This window comes from Mycolicibacterium arseniciresistens (assembly GCF_030519285.1).
GTDB classification, from domain to species: domain Bacteria; phylum Actinomycetota; class Actinomycetes; order Mycobacteriales; family Mycobacteriaceae; genus Mycobacterium; species Mycobacterium arseniciresistens.
The window spans coordinates 55,287-71,978 of record NZ_JAUMSQ010000011.1; the positions used below are offsets into that span (position 1 = coordinate 55,287).

15 protein-coding genes and 2 pseudogenes are annotated in these 16,692 nt (G+C 70.3%); 14 read left to right on the forward strand and 3 right to left on the reverse strand.

What is annotated here, in order from left to right; genetic code table 11:
* The first annotated feature begins 53 nt into the window (after positions 1-53).
* From ligA to Q2100_RS03210, 4 genes are all read left to right on the forward strand, one after another.
* On the forward strand, positions 54-2,153 hold the full coding sequence (gene ligA / locus Q2100_RS03195; protein ID WP_302912836.1) for an NAD-dependent DNA ligase LigA: 2,100 nt from the start codon (positions 54-56) through the stop codon (positions 2,151-2,153).
* A gap of 81 nt (positions 2,154-2,234) precedes the next feature.
* A complete protein-coding gene (locus Q2100_RS03200; protein ID WP_302912837.1) occupies positions 2,235-3,233 on the forward strand; it encodes an AAA family ATPase in 999 nt (332 codons plus the stop codon).
* 7 nt (positions 3,234-3,240) lie between these two features.
* A complete protein-coding gene (locus Q2100_RS03205) occupies positions 3,241-4,116 on the forward strand; it encodes a DUF58 domain-containing protein (RefSeq protein WP_302912838.1) in 876 nt (291 codons plus the stop codon).
* Positions 4,106-4,582: a hypothetical protein gene (locus tag Q2100_RS03210; protein ID WP_302912839.1), complete on the forward strand. Its 477-nt coding sequence runs from the start codon at positions 4,106-4,108 to the stop codon at positions 4,580-4,582. The genes Q2100_RS03205 and Q2100_RS03210 overlap by 11 nt, the downstream gene beginning before the upstream one ends.
* 7 nt (positions 4,583-4,589) lie before the next feature.
* Here Q2100_RS03210 and Q2100_RS03215 read toward each other — a convergent pair whose 3' ends face one another.
* Positions 4,590-5,258, reverse strand: a complete 669-nt coding sequence (locus Q2100_RS03215; RefSeq protein WP_302912840.1) for an ACT domain-containing protein — start codon at positions 5,256-5,258, stop codon at positions 4,590-4,592.
* An 82-nt stretch (positions 5,259-5,340) separates the two neighbouring features.
* Between Q2100_RS03215 and gatC the strand changes: the two genes are divergently transcribed.
* The 5 genes and pseudogenes from gatC (at position 5,341) to Q2100_RS03240 (ending at position 10,160) form a co-directional block, all read left to right on the forward strand.
* A complete protein-coding gene (gene gatC, locus Q2100_RS03220; protein WP_264011956.1) occupies positions 5,341-5,640 on the forward strand; it encodes an Asp-tRNA(Asn)/Glu-tRNA(Gln) amidotransferase subunit GatC in 300 nt (99 codons plus the stop codon).
* The gene (gatA, locus tag Q2100_RS03225; RefSeq protein ID WP_302912841.1) at positions 5,637-7,121 is read left to right on the forward strand and encodes an Asp-tRNA(Asn)/Glu-tRNA(Gln) amidotransferase subunit GatA; all 1,485 of its coding nucleotides are present in this window, start codon (positions 5,637-5,639) and stop codon (positions 7,119-7,121) included. The genes gatC and gatA overlap by 4 nt, the downstream gene beginning before the upstream one ends.
* 79 nt (positions 7,122-7,200) lie before the next feature.
* The gene (locus Q2100_RS03230) at positions 7,201-8,373 is read left to right on the forward strand and encodes a sensor histidine kinase (protein ID WP_302912842.1); all 1,173 of its coding nucleotides are present in this window, start codon (positions 7,201-7,203) and stop codon (positions 8,371-8,373) included.
* A 25-nt stretch (positions 8,374-8,398) separates the two neighbouring features.
* Positions 8,399-9,043: pseudogene (locus Q2100_RS03235) on the forward strand (response regulator); the annotation flags it as partial.
* Positions 9,044-9,128: 85 nt separating this feature from the next.
* Positions 9,129-10,160 (forward strand): ATP-dependent 6-phosphofructokinase, encoded by a 1,032-nt coding sequence (locus Q2100_RS03240; protein WP_264011953.1) that lies wholly within the window; start codon positions 9,129-9,131, stop codon positions 10,158-10,160.
* 2 nt (positions 10,161-10,162) lie between these two features.
* Here the strand turns inward: Q2100_RS03240 and Q2100_RS03245 are convergent, their stop codons facing one another.
* Positions 10,163-10,858, reverse strand: a complete 696-nt coding sequence (locus tag Q2100_RS03245; protein ID WP_302912843.1) for an NAD(P)-dependent oxidoreductase — start codon at positions 10,856-10,858, stop codon at positions 10,163-10,165.
* A gap of 70 nt (positions 10,859-10,928) precedes the next feature.
* Between Q2100_RS03245 and Q2100_RS03250 the strand changes: the two genes are divergently transcribed.
* Genes Q2100_RS03250 through Q2100_RS03265 form a run of 4 tightly spaced genes read left to right on the forward strand, consistent with a single transcriptional unit; the run spans position 10,929 to position 15,121 of the window.
* On the forward strand, positions 10,929-11,408 hold the full coding sequence (locus tag Q2100_RS03250; protein WP_302912844.1) for a MarR family winged helix-turn-helix transcriptional regulator: 480 nt from the start codon (positions 10,929-10,931) through the stop codon (positions 11,406-11,408).
* 17 nt (positions 11,409-11,425) lie between these two features.
* Complete coding sequence (gene gatB, locus Q2100_RS03255; RefSeq protein WP_264011950.1) at positions 11,426-12,928, forward strand: Asp-tRNA(Asn)/Glu-tRNA(Gln) amidotransferase subunit GatB; 1,503 nt, start codon at positions 11,426-11,428, stop codon at positions 12,926-12,928.
* A 6-nt stretch (positions 12,929-12,934) separates the two neighbouring features.
* A complete protein-coding gene (locus tag Q2100_RS03260; protein ID WP_302912845.1) occupies positions 12,935-13,429 on the forward strand; it encodes a GNAT family N-acetyltransferase in 495 nt (164 codons plus the stop codon).
* 51 nt (positions 13,430-13,480) lie between these two features.
* Complete coding sequence (locus Q2100_RS03265) at positions 13,481-15,121, forward strand: peptide chain release factor 3 (protein WP_302912846.1); 1,641 nt, start codon at positions 13,481-13,483, stop codon at positions 15,119-15,121.
* 43 nt (positions 15,122-15,164) lie between these two features.
* On the opposite strand, the gene Q2100_RS03270 is transcribed toward Q2100_RS03265, so the two are convergent.
* Positions 15,165-16,283: a PQQ-dependent sugar dehydrogenase gene (locus Q2100_RS03270; RefSeq protein ID WP_302912847.1), complete on the reverse strand. Its 1,119-nt coding sequence runs from the start codon at positions 16,281-16,283 to the stop codon at positions 15,165-15,167.
* A 125-nt stretch (positions 16,284-16,408) separates the two neighbouring features.
* Between Q2100_RS03270 and Q2100_RS03275 the strand changes: the two are divergent.
* Positions 16,409-16,692 (forward strand): annotated as a pseudogene (locus Q2100_RS03275) (hypothetical protein); the annotation flags it as partial.

The following is a 16,692-nucleotide window of genomic DNA, read 5'->3' on the forward strand; positions in this document are numbered from 1 at the left end:
GTCAGGCTAAGCGCTCCGGCGTCTCTGTCACAGCGCTTCGATAGCCTGCGTAGGTGAGCTCGAAAGACGCCGAGTCGGCGCTGGCCGAACAGGCCGAGGAGGCGCCGGCCGCAGACGTGCGACGGGCCTGGCAGGAACTCGCCGACGAGGTGCGCGCGCATCAGTTCCGCTACTACGTCAAAGACGCCCCGATCATCACCGACGCGGAGTTCGACACGCTGCTGCGCCGGCTGCAGGCACTCGAGGACACCCATCCCGAACTGAGAACCCCCGACTCGCCGACGCAGCTGGTCGGCGGGGCCGGCTTCGCCACCGACTTCACCTCGGCCGAGCACCTCGAGCGCATGCTGAGCCTGGACAACGTGTTCACCCCCGACGAGCTCGGGGCGTGGGCCGCCCGCCTCAAGGGCGAGATCGGCGAGGACGCGTACTACCTGTGCGAGCTGAAGATCGACGGTGTGGCACTGGCCCTGGTCTACCGCGACGGCAAGCTCGAACGCGCCGCCACCCGCGGCGACGGCCGCACCGGCGAGGACGTCACACTCAACGCCCGCACCATCGACGACGTGCCCGAGCGGCTCACCGCCACCGAGGAATTCCCGCTGCCCACGGTGCTCGAGGTGCGCGGCGAGGTGTTCTTCCGGCTGGCCGACTTCGAGGACCTCAACGCCGGCCTGGTCGCCGAGGGCAAGCCGCCGTTCGCCAACCCCCGCAACAGCGCGGCGGGCTCACTGCGGCAGAAGAATCCGGCCGTGACGGCGCGGCGCCGGCTGCGGATGATCTGCCACGGGCTCGGCCGGGTCGAGGGCTTGACACCCACGACGCTGCACGACGCCTACCGCGCGCTGCAGGCGTGGGGGCTGCCGGTGTCCGACCACACCACCCGGGTGCAGGGTGTCGACGCGGTGACCGAGCGCGTCGCGTACTGGGGCGAGCACCGCCACGACGTCGAGCACGAGATCGACGGCCTGGTGGTCAAGGTCGACGAGGTGTCGCTGCAGCGCCGGCTCGGGGCGACCTCACGGGCGCCGCGCTGGGCGATCGCCTACAAGTACCCGCCCGAGGAGGCGCAGACCAAGCTGCTCGACATCCGCGTCAATGTGGGCCGCACCGGCCGCGTCACGCCGTTCGCCTACATGGAGCCGGTGAAGGTGGCGGGTTCCACGGTCGGCCTCGCCACGCTGCACAACGCGTCGGAGGTCAAGCGCAAGGGCGTGCTGATCGGCGACACCGTCGTCATCCGTAAGGCCGGCGACGTGATCCCCGAGGTGCTCGGCCCGGTGGTCGACCTGCGCGACGGCTCGGAGCGCGAGTTCGTGATGCCCACGCACTGCCCGGAATGCGGCACCGAGCTGGCGCCGGCCAAGGAAGGCGACGCCGACATCCGCTGCCCGAATGCGCGGACCTGCCCGGCACAGCTGCGTGAGCGGGTGTTCCACGTCGCGGGTCGCGGCGCGTTCGACATCGAGGGCCTCGGGTACGAGGCGGGCATCGCGCTGCTGCAGTCAGAGGTCATCACCGACGAGGGTGACCTCTTCACGCTCACCGCCGACGACCTGCTGCGCACCGAGTTGTTCACCACCAAGGCCGGCGAGGTGTCGGCCAACGGCCGCCGGCTGCTGGCCAATTTGGACAGAGCCAAGAGTCAACCGCTCTGGCGGGTGCTGGTCGCGCTGTCGATCCGGCACGTCGGCCCCACCGCCGCCCGGGCGCTGGCCACCGAATTCGGCAGCCTGGACGCCGTCATCGAGGCCTCGGAGGAGGAGCTGGCCGCCACCGAGGGGGTCGGGCCGACCATTGCCGCCGCGGTCAAGGAATGGTTCACCGTCGACTGGCACTGCGCCATCGTCGAGAAGTGGCGCGATGCCGGGGTCCGGATGGCCGACGAGCGCGACGCCAGCATCGCCCGCACGCTGGAGGGGTTGTCGATCGTCGTCACCGGCTCGCTCACCCGGTACTCCCGCGACGAGGCCAAGGAGGCGATCATCGCCCGCGGCGGGAAGGCCGCCGGCTCGGTGTCGAAGAAGACGGCCTACGTCGTCGCCGGCGACGCGCCCGGATCGAAGTTCGACAAGGCCGTCGAACTCGGGGTGCCGGTGCTCGACGAGGACGGCTTCAGCCGCCTGCTCGAGGGCGGCCCCGACGCCGTCTGAGCAGGGCCGCCGCACCGATCGCCGTTTGCTGCCGCTGCGTGGCGATGTTTGGGGAACCGGCGGACGGCTACTCTGACCCCGATGACCACGAGCAGCCCGTCCGACGTCGAGCAGCTGGACCGGACCCGCCGCGTGGTGGCCGGCATCGCCGAGGCGTTCTCCGCCAAGGTGGTCGGCCAGGAGAATCTGCGTGAGACCCTGCTGATCGGCCTGCTCACCAGCGGCCACATCCTGCTCGAAGGCGTTCCCGGACTGGCCAAGACCACCGCGGCCCGCGTCGTCGCCGAGTCCATCTCCGGAGGATTCCAGCGGATCCAGTGCACACCGGACCTGCTTCCCAGTGACATCATCGGCACCCAGATCTACGACTCGGCCACCAGTTCCTTTGTGACACAGCTGGGTCCGGTGCACACCAACATCGTGGTGCTCGACGAGATCAACCGGTCGAGCGCCAAGACGCAGAGCGCGATGCTCGAGGCGATGGAGGAGCGGCAGACCACCATCGCCGGACAGCTCTACCCGATTCCGGAGCCGTTCCTGGTGATCGCCACCCAGAACCCCGTCGACCAGGAGGGCACCTACCCGCTCTCGGAGGCCCAGACCGACCGGTTCATGCTGAAAGAGGTGCTGCGCTACCCGACGCCCCAGGAGGAGGCGGAGGTGATGTTCCGCATGGACGCCGGGGTCTACGACCGCGCGCACACCACCCCGCCGGTCATCACCCTCGACGAGATGCGGATGATCCAGCAGGTCGCCGCCCGGGTGCATCTCGACCCGAAGCTCGTCCACTACGTGAGCCAGCTGGTGTACGCCACCCGCAACCCCGACGAGTTCCTCACCCCGCAGCTCGCCCGGCTCGTCGAGTACGGCGCGAGTCCCCGCGCGACGATCGCGTTCTGCCGGTCGGCGCGGGCACTGGCGTTGCTGGCCGGCCGCAACCATGTACTGCCCGACGACATCCGCGACCTCGCGCACCGCGTGCTGCGCCACCGGCTGGTCCTCGGCTTCGAGGCCGTCAGCGCCGGTGTCACCAGCGAGACCGTCGTCGACGCCGTGATGCAGTCCGTCCGGGTGCCCTGAGTCCGTCATGGGCAGGCACCTCAATCGGGCCAAACAGTACTTCGGCTCCGACACCCGGGGAATGCTCGAGGGCGGTCACTACGCCTTGTTGCACACCCGGACAATGGAATTCGACGACCTGCGACCGTACGTCCCCGGTGACGAGATCCGCGACATCGACTGGCGGGCGACCGCGAGGGCGGGCTCGGTGCTGGTCAAGCGATTCGTCACCGAGAAGCACCACAAGATCCTGCTGGTGGCCGATGCGGGCCGAAACATGTCGGCGCTTGCCCCAGGCGGTGAGCTCAAACGCGACGTCGCGGCGGTGGCGATGGGTGCGATCGGCCTGATCGCGTTGCGCCGCACCGACGAGGTGGGGCTGGTCTACGGCGACGTCCGCGGCTCGCAGCACATGCGCAGCGGCCGCGGCGAACCGCACATCGAGGGCCTGATCGAGCAGTTCTACCTGCACAGCCGCGGCGACGTCGGCACCAGCGACATCGTCTGCCAGCTGGAGTACGTCGCGCGCCACCTCCGGCGGCCGGTGCTGATCGTGGTGATCTCCGACGAGCCGGAGGTCAGTCCCCGCCTCGACGACGTGGTCCGCCGACTCGCGGGCCGCCATGACGTGCTGTGGCTGATGATCTCGGACATGCCCGCCGTGGGTGGCCCCGCCGACGGCGGGCACGAGGGCGTCGACGTGGCGACCGGACGGGTGGTGCTCGACGGCCACAGCCTGGGCCCGCGGGTGCTCGCCGCCTACCGCAAGGCCGAGCGCCGCCGACTCGGCGCGCTGGTCGAGACGATGACCACGCGCGCTGTGCCGTTCGCCCGGATCACGGGCAGCGCCGACGTGCGCGCGAAGCTCACCGCGGTGACCGAGGCGTACCGCCGTGCCGGGTGAGGACCTGCTGCGATTCGTCGGCGGCCCGCTGCCGTACTCGACGGGCTGGCTGCTGCTGGCCGCCGTCCTCGCGGTCACCGTGCTGCTCTGGTGGACGGCAGTGGTGCTGTGGACGCTGCCGCCGGACCGGCTGCGGCGCATCCCGGTCGTGCGGGACCTGCATCGGCGCCTGACCCAGCGCCGGTTCGTGCGGTCGGCCCGAGCGATCACCGAACGGCACCGACGTGGCGAGCTGTCGGCGGCCGAGGCCGGCGCCGAACTCGCCCGGGTGGTGCGGAGTTTCCTGTTCGTGCGGACCGGCGTCGCGGCGCAGTTCGTGCACACCGGTGACATCGCGCGTGGTGAATTAGCCCATGCCGCACCGCTTCTCGAGCGGATCGACGACGTCCGGTTCAACGCCGACTCGGGGGTGGATGTGGCGGAACTGGGCGCCGACACCGAACAGTTGATGACGACCTGGGACTGACGCCCGCTCAGCGCAGGATGGTTGCCACGATGCCGGCCAGGTAACCCAGCCGGGCCACCTCCGACGGCCGGAACAGCGGCCCGCCGGGGCGGCCGAGCACGACCGCGCAGTGCGGTTCGCTCAGCGGCGCCGCGGCCAGCGTGGTGTCCATGTCGCGCCACACCTGCGGCACCCAGTCGGCCGCGCCGTCCAGCGCGGCGGCGCGCTCGAGCGGCAGCCACGGCGCGGACCCCGCCTGCGTCTCCGGGGCCGAGGCGCTGCCGACGATCCGCTCGATCCCGGCGGCGGTCGAGCGCACCACGGTGCACCACCCGACGCGCAGCACCTTGGGCGCCTCGTCGGCCAGCACCTGCAGCTTGCCGTCGCGGCTCGGTGCGGCGGCGATGTGGTCGATCAGTTCCAGTTCGCGGTGCGCCTCCAGCAGGCCGGTGTGCGGGCGGATGCTGTCGACGTAGACGCCGTTGAGGTTCTCCGCGGCGGTGATCAACATGTCCGGCATCGCCCCCGCGGGCAGGTCGACCACCAGGTCGTCGATCGCGTATCCGGAGGCGCGCTCGACGACGTCGAGGGACAGGATGTCGGCGCCCACCGAGCCCAGTGCGACCGCCAGCGAGCCGAGACTGCCCGGCCGGTCGGCCAACTGGACCCGCAGGAGATACGAAGGCACGGCTGTCACTGTGACACAGCGGGCGCGGTCCCGCCTGCCGCGTACCTGCCCCCCGGACCGGCCCGACCCGCCGTGACTAGGCTGTTCTGTCGTGTCGCAGATCTCCCGAGACGAGGTTGCCCACCTGGCCCGTTTGGCCCGGTTGGCGCTCACCGATGACGAACTCGACGGTTTCGCCGGCCAGCTGGACGCGATCCTCGGCCACGTCGGCAAGATCCAGGCGGTGGACGTCACCGGTGTCGAGCCCACCGGCAATCCGCTGACCGACGTCAACGTCATGCGCCCCGACACGGTCGAGCCGTGCCTGACGCAGGACGAGGCGCTCTCCGCGGCCCCGCACGCCGTCGACGGCCGCTTCGCCGTCCCGCGGATCCTGGGGGAGCCGGAGTGAGCAACGAGCTGACCCGCCTCGACGCCGCCACCCTGGCCGGGCGCATCGCCGCCGGGGAGGTGTCCTCCACCGAGGTCACCAGGGCGTGCCTGGACCAGATCGCCGCGACCGACGAGCGCTACCACGCGTTCCTGCACGTGGCGCAGGACGCGGCGCTGGCGGCCGCCGCCCGGGTCGACGAGGCCGTCGCGGCCGGGGAGAAGCTGCCGTCGGCGCTGGCCGGGGTGCCGCTGGCGCTCAAGGACGTGTTCACCACCACCGACATGCCCACCACCTGCGGCTCGCGCATCCTCGAGGGCTGGCGTTCGCCCTATGACGCCACGGTCACCACACGGTTGCGCGCGGCGGGCATCCCGATCGTCGGCAAGACCAACATGGACGAGTTCGCGATGGGCAGCTCGACGGAGAACTCCGCGTACGGCCCCACCCGCAACCCCTGGGACGTAGATCGCGTTCCCGGTGGTTCGGGCGGGGGCAGCGCCGCCGCGCTCGCGGCGTTCCAGGCGCCGCTGGCCATCGGCACCGACACCGGCGGTTCCATCCGCCAGCCCGCCGCGCTGACCGCGACCGTCGGGGTCAAGCCGACCTACGGAACGGTGTCGCGGTACGGCTTGATCGCCTGCGCGTCATCGCTGGACCAGGGCGGGCCGTGTGCCCGAACGGTGCTCGACACCGCCCTGCTGCACGAGGTGATCGCCGGGCACGACTCGAAGGACTCGACGTCGGTGACGGCCGACGTGCCGGACGTGGTCGCCGCGGCGCGGGCCGGCGCGGACGGCGACCTGTCCGGTGTGCGCGTGGGAGTGGTGCGCCAGTTGCGCGGCGACGGCTACCAGCCGGGCGTGCTGGCGTCGTTCAACGCGGCGGTGGAGCAGCTGACCGCGCTGGGCGCCGAGGTGACCGAGGTCGACTGCCCGCACTTCGACCACTCGCTGGCCGCCTACTACCTGATCCTGCCCTCGGAGGTGTCGTCGAACCTGGCCCGCTTCGACGCGATGCGTTACGGATTGCGGGTGGGCGACGACGGGACGCACAGTGCCGAGGAGGTGATGGCGCTGACCCGGGCCGCGGGCTTCGGACCAGAAGTCAAGCGCCGCATCATGATCGGCACCTACGCGCTGTCGGCGGGCTACTACGACGCCTACTACAACCAGGCGCAGAAGGTCCGCACGCTGATCGCCCGCGACCTCGACGAGGCGTACCGCAGTGTCGACGTGCTGGTGTCGCCGGCTACGCCGACCACGGCGTTCCCGCTGGGGGAGAAGGTCGACGACCCACTCGCGATGTACCTGTTCGACCTGTGCACGCTGCCACTGAACCTGGCCGGGCACTGCGGCATGTCGGTGCCGTCGGGGTTGTCCCCCGACGACGGTCTGCCGGTGGGTCTGCAGATCATGGCGCCTGCCCTGGCCGACGACCGGCTCTACCGGGTGGGTGCGGCGTACGAGGCGGCCCGCGGAGCGCTGCCGACCGCGCTGTAGCGGCTGGCTCCGGCGAGCCAGTCGGGAATCACCCCGCAGGGGGATGGCCGGGGCCGCAAAGCGCCCTAGCATTCGGACCGTGAACAGGCCAAGCGGTTCGACGGGGTGGATGCGGCGCGGACATTGGACGGACTGGCTGGTGATCGCCGCCGCCGGGGTGTTGTTCGCGGTGGCGTGGCCGACGCTGTTCCTCACCCACCAGGTGCCTGCGGCGCTGGCGCCCATCGTCGCCGCGCTCGCGGCCCTGCCGATCCTGTTCCTGTCGGTCAATCCGCTTCTCGGATGGTCGATCTCGGCGGTGTCGGCGGTGTTGATCCCGCTGTTCTTCGACAGGCAACCGGGCTGGACCTACCCGTGGCAGGTGGTGCACCTCATCGAGCTGCTGGTGTTGACCGTCGCCGTGGTCTGGACCCGGCCGCTGCCGGTCGTCGTCAGGGTGTGGCTGGCGACCGCGCTGCTGTTCCTCGTCGCGATGCCGAATCACGTGGACGGCGGCTGGACATTCGGCGTCACCGCCATCGTGTTCGCCGTGGTGCTGGTGCGCTGGCTGGTGCTGTCGCGACGGCAGGTCGCCGAACTGGAGGAGGTGGGCGACCTGGAGCGGGCCAGGCGAACGGTGCTGCAGGAGCGCACCAGGATCGCGCGCGACCTGCACGACGTCGTCGCCCACCACATGTCGATGGTGGTGGTGTCGGCTCAGACCGCGCCGTATCGCCACCCCGACGTGCCACCGAGCCTGCAGGCCGAGTTCGAGACGATCGCGGCGACCGGCCGTGAAGCGCTCAACGAGATCCGCGGTCTGCTGGGTGTGCTGCGCAGCGGCGTGGAGCCCGCCGAACTCGCACCTGCGCCGACGATCGCCGACCTGCCCGCGCTGTTCACCTCGACCCAGCGTGCGGGTGTGCACCTGACATGGCGGATCGACGGGCCGACGGAGCTGGTCGGAGACCTGGTCGGGTCGGCCGCGTACCGGATCGTGCAGGAGTGTCTGGCGAATGCCGCGCGGCACGCGCCGGGGGCGACGGTGACCGCGGAGGTGAACATCACCGTCGGCGGCGTCGGCGTCGAGATCCGCAACCCGCTGATGACAGAATCGTGGGAGCCTCCGGTGCCCGGTCTGGGCATCGCCGGCATGCGGGAGCGGGCCGCTGCGGTCGGCGGCATGGTGGCCGTCCACGACACCGAGGGCGAGTTCGTCGTCTGGTCCTATCTGCCGTGCGTCCCGGCTACCGTGTCGGGGTGTCCGGTCTGACGGTCCCCCGGCGCCCGGTTCGCCGATGATCACCACCTTCATCGCCGACGACCAGGCGATGGTGCGGCAGGGCTTCGGCGCGCTGCTGGCGGCCCAGCCCGACATCAGCGTGGTGGGTGACGCGGCCAACGGGCGCGACGCCGTGGCCGGTGTGCTCACCTCGGCGCCGGACGTGGTGTTGATGGACGTGCGGATGCCGGAGATGAACGGGTTGGACGCCGCCACGGAGATCCTGGCCCAGACCACGTCGAAGGTCCTCATGCTGACCACCTTCGACGTCGACGACTACGTCTACGCGGCGTTGCGTGCCGGAGCCAGCGGCTTCCTGCTCAAGGACGCGCCGGCCGACGAGTTGATCCGTGCGGTGCGCGTCGTCGCGGCGGGCGACGCGCTGCTGGCGCCGTCGGTCACCCGGCGCGTGATCGCGGACCTGATGAGCCGGCATGCCGCGCCGCGCCGCTGCACCGACGAGCTGGCGCGTCTGACACCACGGGAGACCGAGGTCTTGGAGCTGCTGGCCCGCGGGATGTCGAATGCCGAGATCGCGGCGGGTCTGGTGGTCTCGGAGGAGACGGTGAAAACACATGTCGGCAGGATCTTCTCGAAGCTCGGGCTGCGCGACCGCGCGCAGGCGGTGGTGATCGCCTACGAATCGGGGCTGGTGTCCCCGTTCGCCCGTTCCGCCGCTGACGAGCCGCGAACCGACGATGCTGGCAGGATCGGGGTCCATGCGCACGCGAGGAACGGTATAGATCATGCGGATCGGAGTTCTCACCGGTGGCGGTGACTGTCCTGGCCTGAACGCGGTGATCCGCGCGGTGGTCCGCACCTGCGACGTCCGTTACGGCTCGTCGGTCGTCGGCTTCCTCGACGGGTGGCGGGGCCTGCTGGAGGATCGCCGCATCCAGCTCAAGAACGACGACCGCAACGACCGCCTGCTGGCCAAGGGCGGCACCATCCTCGGCACGGCGCGCACCAATCCGGACAAGCTGCGCGCCGGGCTGGACCAGATCAAGCAGACCCTCGACGACAACGGCATCGACGTGCTGATCCCGATCGGCGGCGAGGGCACGCTGACCGCTGCGCACTGGCTGTCCGAGGAGAACGTCCCGGTGGTCGGCGTGCCCAAGACCATCGACAACGACATCGACTTCACCGACGTGACTTTCGGCCACGACACCGCGCTGAACGTGGCGACGGAGGCGATCGACCGTCTGCACAGCACGGCCGAATCCCATCAGCGGGTGATGCTCGTCGAGGTGATGGGCCGCCATGCGGGCTGGATCGCGTTGGGGGCCGGCATGGCTTCCGGAGCCCACATGACGCTGATCCCCGAGCAGCCGTTCGACATCGAGGAGGTGTGCCGGCTGGTCAAGGCGCGCTTCGTGCGGGGTGACTCGCACTTCATCTGCGTGGTGGCCGAGGGCGCCAAGCCGGCCGAGGGCTCGATGCAGTTGCGCCAGGGCGGAATCGACGAGTTCGGGCACGAGCGGTTCACGGGCGTCGCGCAGCAGCTGGCGATGGAGGTCGAGAAGCGGATCAACAAGGAGGTCCGGGTGACGGTCCTCGGCCACGTTCAGCGCGGCGGTACGCCCACACCGTTCGACCGCGTGCTGGCCACCCGCTTCGGCGTGAACGCCGCGGACGCCGCCCATGCCGGCGAGTTCGGGATGATGGTGTCCCTGCGGGGTCAGGAGATCGGCCGGGTGCCGCTCGCCGATGCGGTGCGCCAACTGAAGCTGGTGCCGCAGAGCCGTTACGACGACGCCGCCGAGTTCTTCGGCTGACCTCAGGCGCCGGCGAACGCTTCGCGGCGCACCATCTGCCACATCGTCGGGGTGTCGGTGACCGTGGAGATCGTCACCACGCCACGGTCCCCGTCCGCGGTGACCGCCGAGCGCAGCAGGTAGTCCGCCAGATCGGTGCGAGAGGTGAACGCACCGATCGGATCACGATGTCCGGCAACATATTCGGTGACGTGCGGTAGGTCGAACAAACCGGACGGGCGTACCACCGTCCAATCGAGGCCGCTGCCGCTCACGATGGCCTCCATGCGGCGCTGGTCGGCGTAGGTGGACTTTCCGAGGGTGTTCTTCAGTATCGGTTCGACGACGCGCAGCGCCACCGGTGCGCCGGTGCGGCCCGGGTAGTTCGCGACCGCGGTCGAGCTCACGACGACCAGGCGTGCGGCGCCGGCCCGTCGCATGGCCGCGACCACGTTCGTCGCGCCGGCGGAGTAGGTGTCGATCGGGCGGCGGCTCATCGGCACCCCGAGGGTGGACACCACCGCGTCGGCGCCCTCGATGACGTCTTCGAGCGAGGGGGCGTCGCGCACGTCGGCACGGGCGACCCGCAGGTTCGGGTGGGCGAACGGAAAGTCCTCGGGGCGGCGGGTGACGGCGACCGCGGAGAGTCCGCGGTCGACCGCGCGGCGCGTCAGCAGCCTGCCGGTCTGCCCGTTGGCGCCGAGGATGACGAGGTTCATGGCGGCTCCTTTGTCACAATTGGTGATTATCACTTTAGGTGACAATCACTGCGCGGGCTAGTGTGCTGACATGACCGAGGGTTCACCGGGCATCGCCGAACTCCATGAGCGCATCCCGTTCCTGCTGTCGCAGCTGGGCGTGCTCGTCGCCGACGACTTCGTCGCGCGCCTGCAGCCCTTCGGGGTGGGGCCGCGCACCTACGCGGTGCTGATGGCGCTGCACGCCGACGACGGACAGTCCCAGCGTCAGCTGTCGTCGCGGCTGGGAATCCACCGCAACGTGATGGTCGGCGTCGTGGACACCCTCGAGCGTGAGGGCCTGGTGACCCGCAAGCCGCACCCCGGCGACCGGCGGGCGTTCGCCGTCACGCTCACCGACAAGGCGCGCGACCTGCTTCCGGCACTCGACGCGCAGGGCCGTGCACAGGAGGACGAGATCGCCGCGACGCTGACGTCCGCCGAGCGCGCCGAGTTCCTGCGCCTGCTGCAACGGGTGTCCACCGGACTGGCGCTCATGCCGGGCGTGCACCCGAAGCTGGCCGAGTCCTGACCACTAACATCGCTGGTATGACTGCCGCTACCGCCGAGTTGCTCGACTACGACGAGGTCATCGCGCGCTACGAACCCGTGATGGGCATGGAGGTGCACGTCGAGCTGTCGACGGCGACCAAGATGTTCTGCGGGTGCGCCAACGCCTTCGGCGCCGAGCCCAACACTCAGGTGTGCCCGGTGTGCCTGGGGCTGCCGGGGTCGCTGCCGGTGATCAACCAGTCGGCGGTGGAGTCGGCGATCCGGATCGGGCTGGCGCTCAACTGCGAGATCGTCCCGTGGTGCCGGTTCGCCCGGAAGAACTACTTCTATCCGGACCAGCCGAAGAACTACCAGATCTCGCAGTACGACGAGCCGATCGCCATCAACGGACACCTCGACGTGCCGCTGGACGACGGCAGCACCTGGCGGGTGGAGATCGAGCGCGCGCACATGGAGGAGGACACCGGCAAGCTGACCCACCTGGGCAGTGACACCGGCCGGATCGCGGGGGCGACGCATTCGCTGGCCGACTTCAACCGTGCCGGGGTGCCGCTGATCGAGATCGTCAGCAGGCCGATCGAAGGCGCAGGGGCCCGCGCTCCCGAGATCGCCAGGGCATATGTCACGGCACTGCGGGATCTGCTGCGCGCCTTGGGTGTCTCCGATGTCCGGATGGATCAGGGCTCCATGCGGTGCGACTCGAACCTGTCGCTGAAGCCGATCGGCCAGGCCGAGTTCGGCACCCGCACCGAGACCAAGAACGTCAACTCGCTCAAGAGCGTCGAGGTCGCGGTGCGCTACGAGATGCGCAGGCAGGCCGCCGTGCTCGAGTCGGGTGGCCGAATCGTGCAGGAGACCCGCCACTTCCACGAGGACGGATACACCTCGCCGGGCCGGAGCAAGGAGACCGCACAGGACTACCGGTATTTCCCCGAGCCGGATCTCGAGGCGGTGGCGCCCAGCGCGGAGCTCATCGAGCAGCTCCGCGGCACCATCCCGGAGCTGCCGTGGTTGTCGCGCAAGCGGATTCAACAGGACTGGGACATCTCCGACGAGGTGATGCGCGACCTGGTCAACATCGGTGCGCTCGACCTGATCACCGCGACGGTCGCGCACGGCGCATCCGGCGACCAGGCCCGCGCCTGGTGGGGGAACTACCTGGTGCAGAAGGCCAACGAGGCCGGCGTCGAGCTCGACGCGCTGTCCATCACGCCCGCACAGGTGGCCGCTGTGATCAAGCTCGTCGACGACGGCAAGCTGTCGAACAAGCTGGCCCGCCAGGTGATCGAGGGAGTGCTCGCCGGCGAGGGTGACCCCGAGCAGGTGATGGCCGACCGCGGTCTGGCGGTGGTGCGCGACGACTCCGTGATCCAGGCGGCGGTCGACGAGGCGCTGGCCGCCAACCCCGACATCGTGGAGAAGATCCGCGGCGGCAAGGTCCAGGCCGCAGGCGCGATCGTCGGCGCCGTGATGAAGGCCACCAGGGGTCAGGCCGACGCCGCCCGCGTCCGCGAACTGGTCCTCGCCGCCTGCGGCTGATCGGCCGTGCTGGAGATACGGGCCGCTGCCGCCGACGACGTCCGGCAGATCGCCGCGATCTTCCGCCCGGTGGTCGCCGACGGCGAGAGCTACGCCTACCCCGAAGAGCTGACCGACGACGAGATCGCGCGACTCTGGCTCGAGCCGCCGCCGGCGCACGCCATCGTGGCCGTGACGGACGGCAGGGTGGTCGGCACCGCGAAGATGGGCCCCAACCGCCCCGGCCGTGGTGACCACGTCGGCACCGCCAGTTTCATGGTCGATCCCCGGCTGCAGGTGCGCGGGACGGGGCGGGCGATGGCCGAATGGGTGATCGACTGGCACCGGCGCAACGGCTACCGGGCGATCCAGTTCAACGCGGTGGTCGAGACCAACACCCGCGCGGTGCGGCTGTGGCAGTCGCTGAGATTCGAGATCGTGGGCACCGTCCCGGGCGCCTTCCGTTCGCGCACGCACGGTCTGGTGGGCCTGCACGTGATGCATCTCGCACTGCAGGCCTAGGCCGCCGCGATTATCGGTTTCACCGCCACGGCCAATACCATTGACGGTGCAATGACCGATACCGCCTCCGGTGTGTCGACGGCCGCCACGGGGCCCAAGGCAGACCGCATCTCCGCCGAAGCGCGACGTCGCAGAACGTTCGCGGTGATCAGCCATCCCGACGCCGGTAAGTCCACGCTGACCGAGGCGCTGGTGCTGCACGCCAAGGCGATCACCGAGGCGGGCGCGATCCACGGCAAGGCCGGCCGTCGCGCCACCGTCTCGGACTGGATGGAGATGGAGAAGGCCCGCGGGATCTCGATCACCTCGACGGCGCTGCAGTTCCCGTACCGGACGCAGCACGGGGACACCTGCGTCATCAATCTCCTCGACACCCCGGGCCACGCCGACTTCTCCGAGGACACCTACCGGGTGCTGACGGCCGTGGACTGCGCGGTGATGCTCATCGACGCCGCCAAGGGCCTGGAACCCCAGACGCTCAAGCTGTTCCAGGTCTGCCGCCATCGGGGCATTCCGATCATCACGGTGGTCAACAAATGGGACCGGCCGGGTCGCCACGCGCTGGAGTTGATGGACGAGATCCACGAGCGCATTCAGCTGCAGACCACGCCGTTGACGTGGCCGGTCGGTATCGCCGGCGACTTCAAGGGCGTCCTCGACCGCCGTACCGGCGAATACATCAAGTACACCCGCACAGCCGGCGGTGCCACCGCCGCCCCCGAAGAACACATCGACGCCGCCCGCGCCCACGAGATCGCGGGCATCGACTGGGACAACGCGATCGAGGAGTCGGAGCTGCTGTCCGCCGACGGCGCCGACTTCGACCGGGACTCGTTCCTGCGGTGTACTTCGACACCGGTCCTCTTCACCTCGGCCATCCTCAACTTCGGGGTGAACCAGCTGCTCGACGTCCTCGCGCAGCTGGCGCCGTCGCCGAACGGTCAGCTCGATGTCGACGGCAACCGGCGCGACGCCTCGTCGCCGTTCAGCGCGTTCGTGTTCAAGGTCCAGGCGGGCATGGATTCCGCGCACCGTGACCGGATCGCGTACGCCCGGGTGGTCTCGGGCACGTTCGAGCGCGGCGAGGTGCTCACCCACGCCGCCACCGGCAAGCCGTTCGTGACCAAGTACGCGCAATCGGTCTTCGGTCAGAACCGTTCCACGCTGGACACCGCCTGGCCGGGCGATGTCATCGGGCTCGCCAACGCCGCGTCGCTGCGTCCGGGCGACACGCTCTACCGGGACATCGCCGTGCAGTACCCGCCGATACCGAGCTTCTCGCCCGAGCATTTCGCGGTCGCGCGGGGCACGGATCCCAGTAAGCACAAGCAGTTCCGCAAGGGCATCGAGCAACTCGAGCAGGAAGGCGTCGTGCAGGTGCTGCGCTCGGACCGGCGCGGTGACCAGGCGCCGGTCTTCGCCGCGGTGGGGCCGATGCAGTTCGAGGTGGCCACCCACCGGATGGCCGCCGAGTTCGCCGCGCCGATCGCGCTCGAGCCGCTGCCGTACACCGTCGCGCGCGCCGCCGACCCCGCCGACGTCGAGCTGCTGCAGAAGCAGGCGTCCGTCGAGGTCTTCACCCGGACCGACGGCGTCATCCTCGCGGTGTTCTCCACCCCGTGGCGGCTGCAGAGCGTCGAACGGGACAACCCCGGCCTGCGACTGCGCTCACTGGTGGCGGCGGGAGATTAGTCCCCCCGCGCGGGGTCTGCCTCCCACGCGGCAGGTAGCCGAATCAGGTGTTGTCGGCGTTGCTGCGCGGGAAACCGCCGCCCTGCGGGAACAGCGGGAAGACCACGTCGTCGAGCTTCTCGGCGTCACCCGCGGTCTTGTTGACCGTGGCGCCCCACACGTTGCCGTCGGGGGAGAGCTGCAGCGCCCAGGCGTGGCCGTGGGTGTCCTGGCGCAGCACCTCCGGCTCGCCGGTGACCGCTCCGGTGTCCGGCGCCATTCGCACCGCCACCGTCTGCTTGGTGTTCACCAGGTTCACCAGCACGGTGCCGTCCAGTGCCGCGCATCCGGCCGCGCCCGGCCGGTCCGGCCACGTCCACACGGTCGAGACCGCCGAGTCCTTGGTGACCCGCTGCAGCCGGTCCGCGGTGGGCGTGCGGTCGGTGACGTAGAGGGCGCCGTCGGACGGGTCGATGCACATGGAGCCACCCGCCCCGAGCCCGCTCAGCGCGGTCGTCGTCGGCGCCTGGTTGACCGTGGTCGGCTGCTCGATGCGCAGCACCTTGCCGGCCAGTGAGCCGGGATCGGCGGCCTGCGCGGGGTTGCCTGCGTCGCCGGTCTGCACCAGCAGCGTCGTCGGGCTGGTGAAGATCAGCGATCCCGAGTTGCCGGTGGCGCCCTTGGGGATGCCGGTCAGGATGGGCTTGGGGATGTCGCCGTCGGCGATGCGCACGACGCGGTTGTCCGACGGCGTGCTGACGTAGGCGTACATCAGCCGGTCTTGTGCGTAGGTCGGCGACATGACGATGTCCATCAGGCCACCGTCGCCGGACCCGTCGACCGGGATCGTGGTCTTCACCTTGGGCTCGGCGCGGACCGCGACCTCCTTGACCGCGCCGGTGGTGCGCTCGGCGACCAGCGCGGACTGGCCGTCGGGCAGCATGATCAGGCCGCTCGTGCTCTCCAGGCAGCCCTGCATGACTCCGGGCGCCGGGCACTGCTTCGGAAACGGATTGGGCGGCAGCGGCGGTGGGGGTGGCGGCGCCGAACTCGGCGGCGGCTTCATCTCCGGCTCGGTGGTGAACGGCTGCGACTGCGCCTCGTCGAAGCGGGCGCAACCCGACCCGACCACGACGGCGCACAACAGCACGAACACACCCATGACCGGCCGGCGCGTCCTCATGCGAGCCAGATTACGGATCGCCGGGCGGTGCCCGCCACGCCGGTGTTCGCCCACCTGCCGAAACGCGGCCAAAGCGCCGTGGTAAATCCCCGGTTCGGGGGTGACTTGCACTTACCCTGGGCTGCGTGACCAGTCACTCTCAGGACCCGCGGGCCTGGCAACGGCCCGACGGCTCGGCCCGCCCGGCGACGGCGAGCCTGGTCGACCCGGAAGACGATCTGCCGACCTCGACCTACGGCGGGGACTTCGAGACCACCGCGATCCCGCGCTACGACTCCACCAAGGGCACCACCGGCGAGCCCGGGCTCGGCCTGCTCGCCGACCCCGAACCACTGCCGTACGTCCAGCCCAGCGGGCGCCATGCGATGGCGCCGTACTCCGCCGAGCCGGCCGAGATCGACGTCGACCC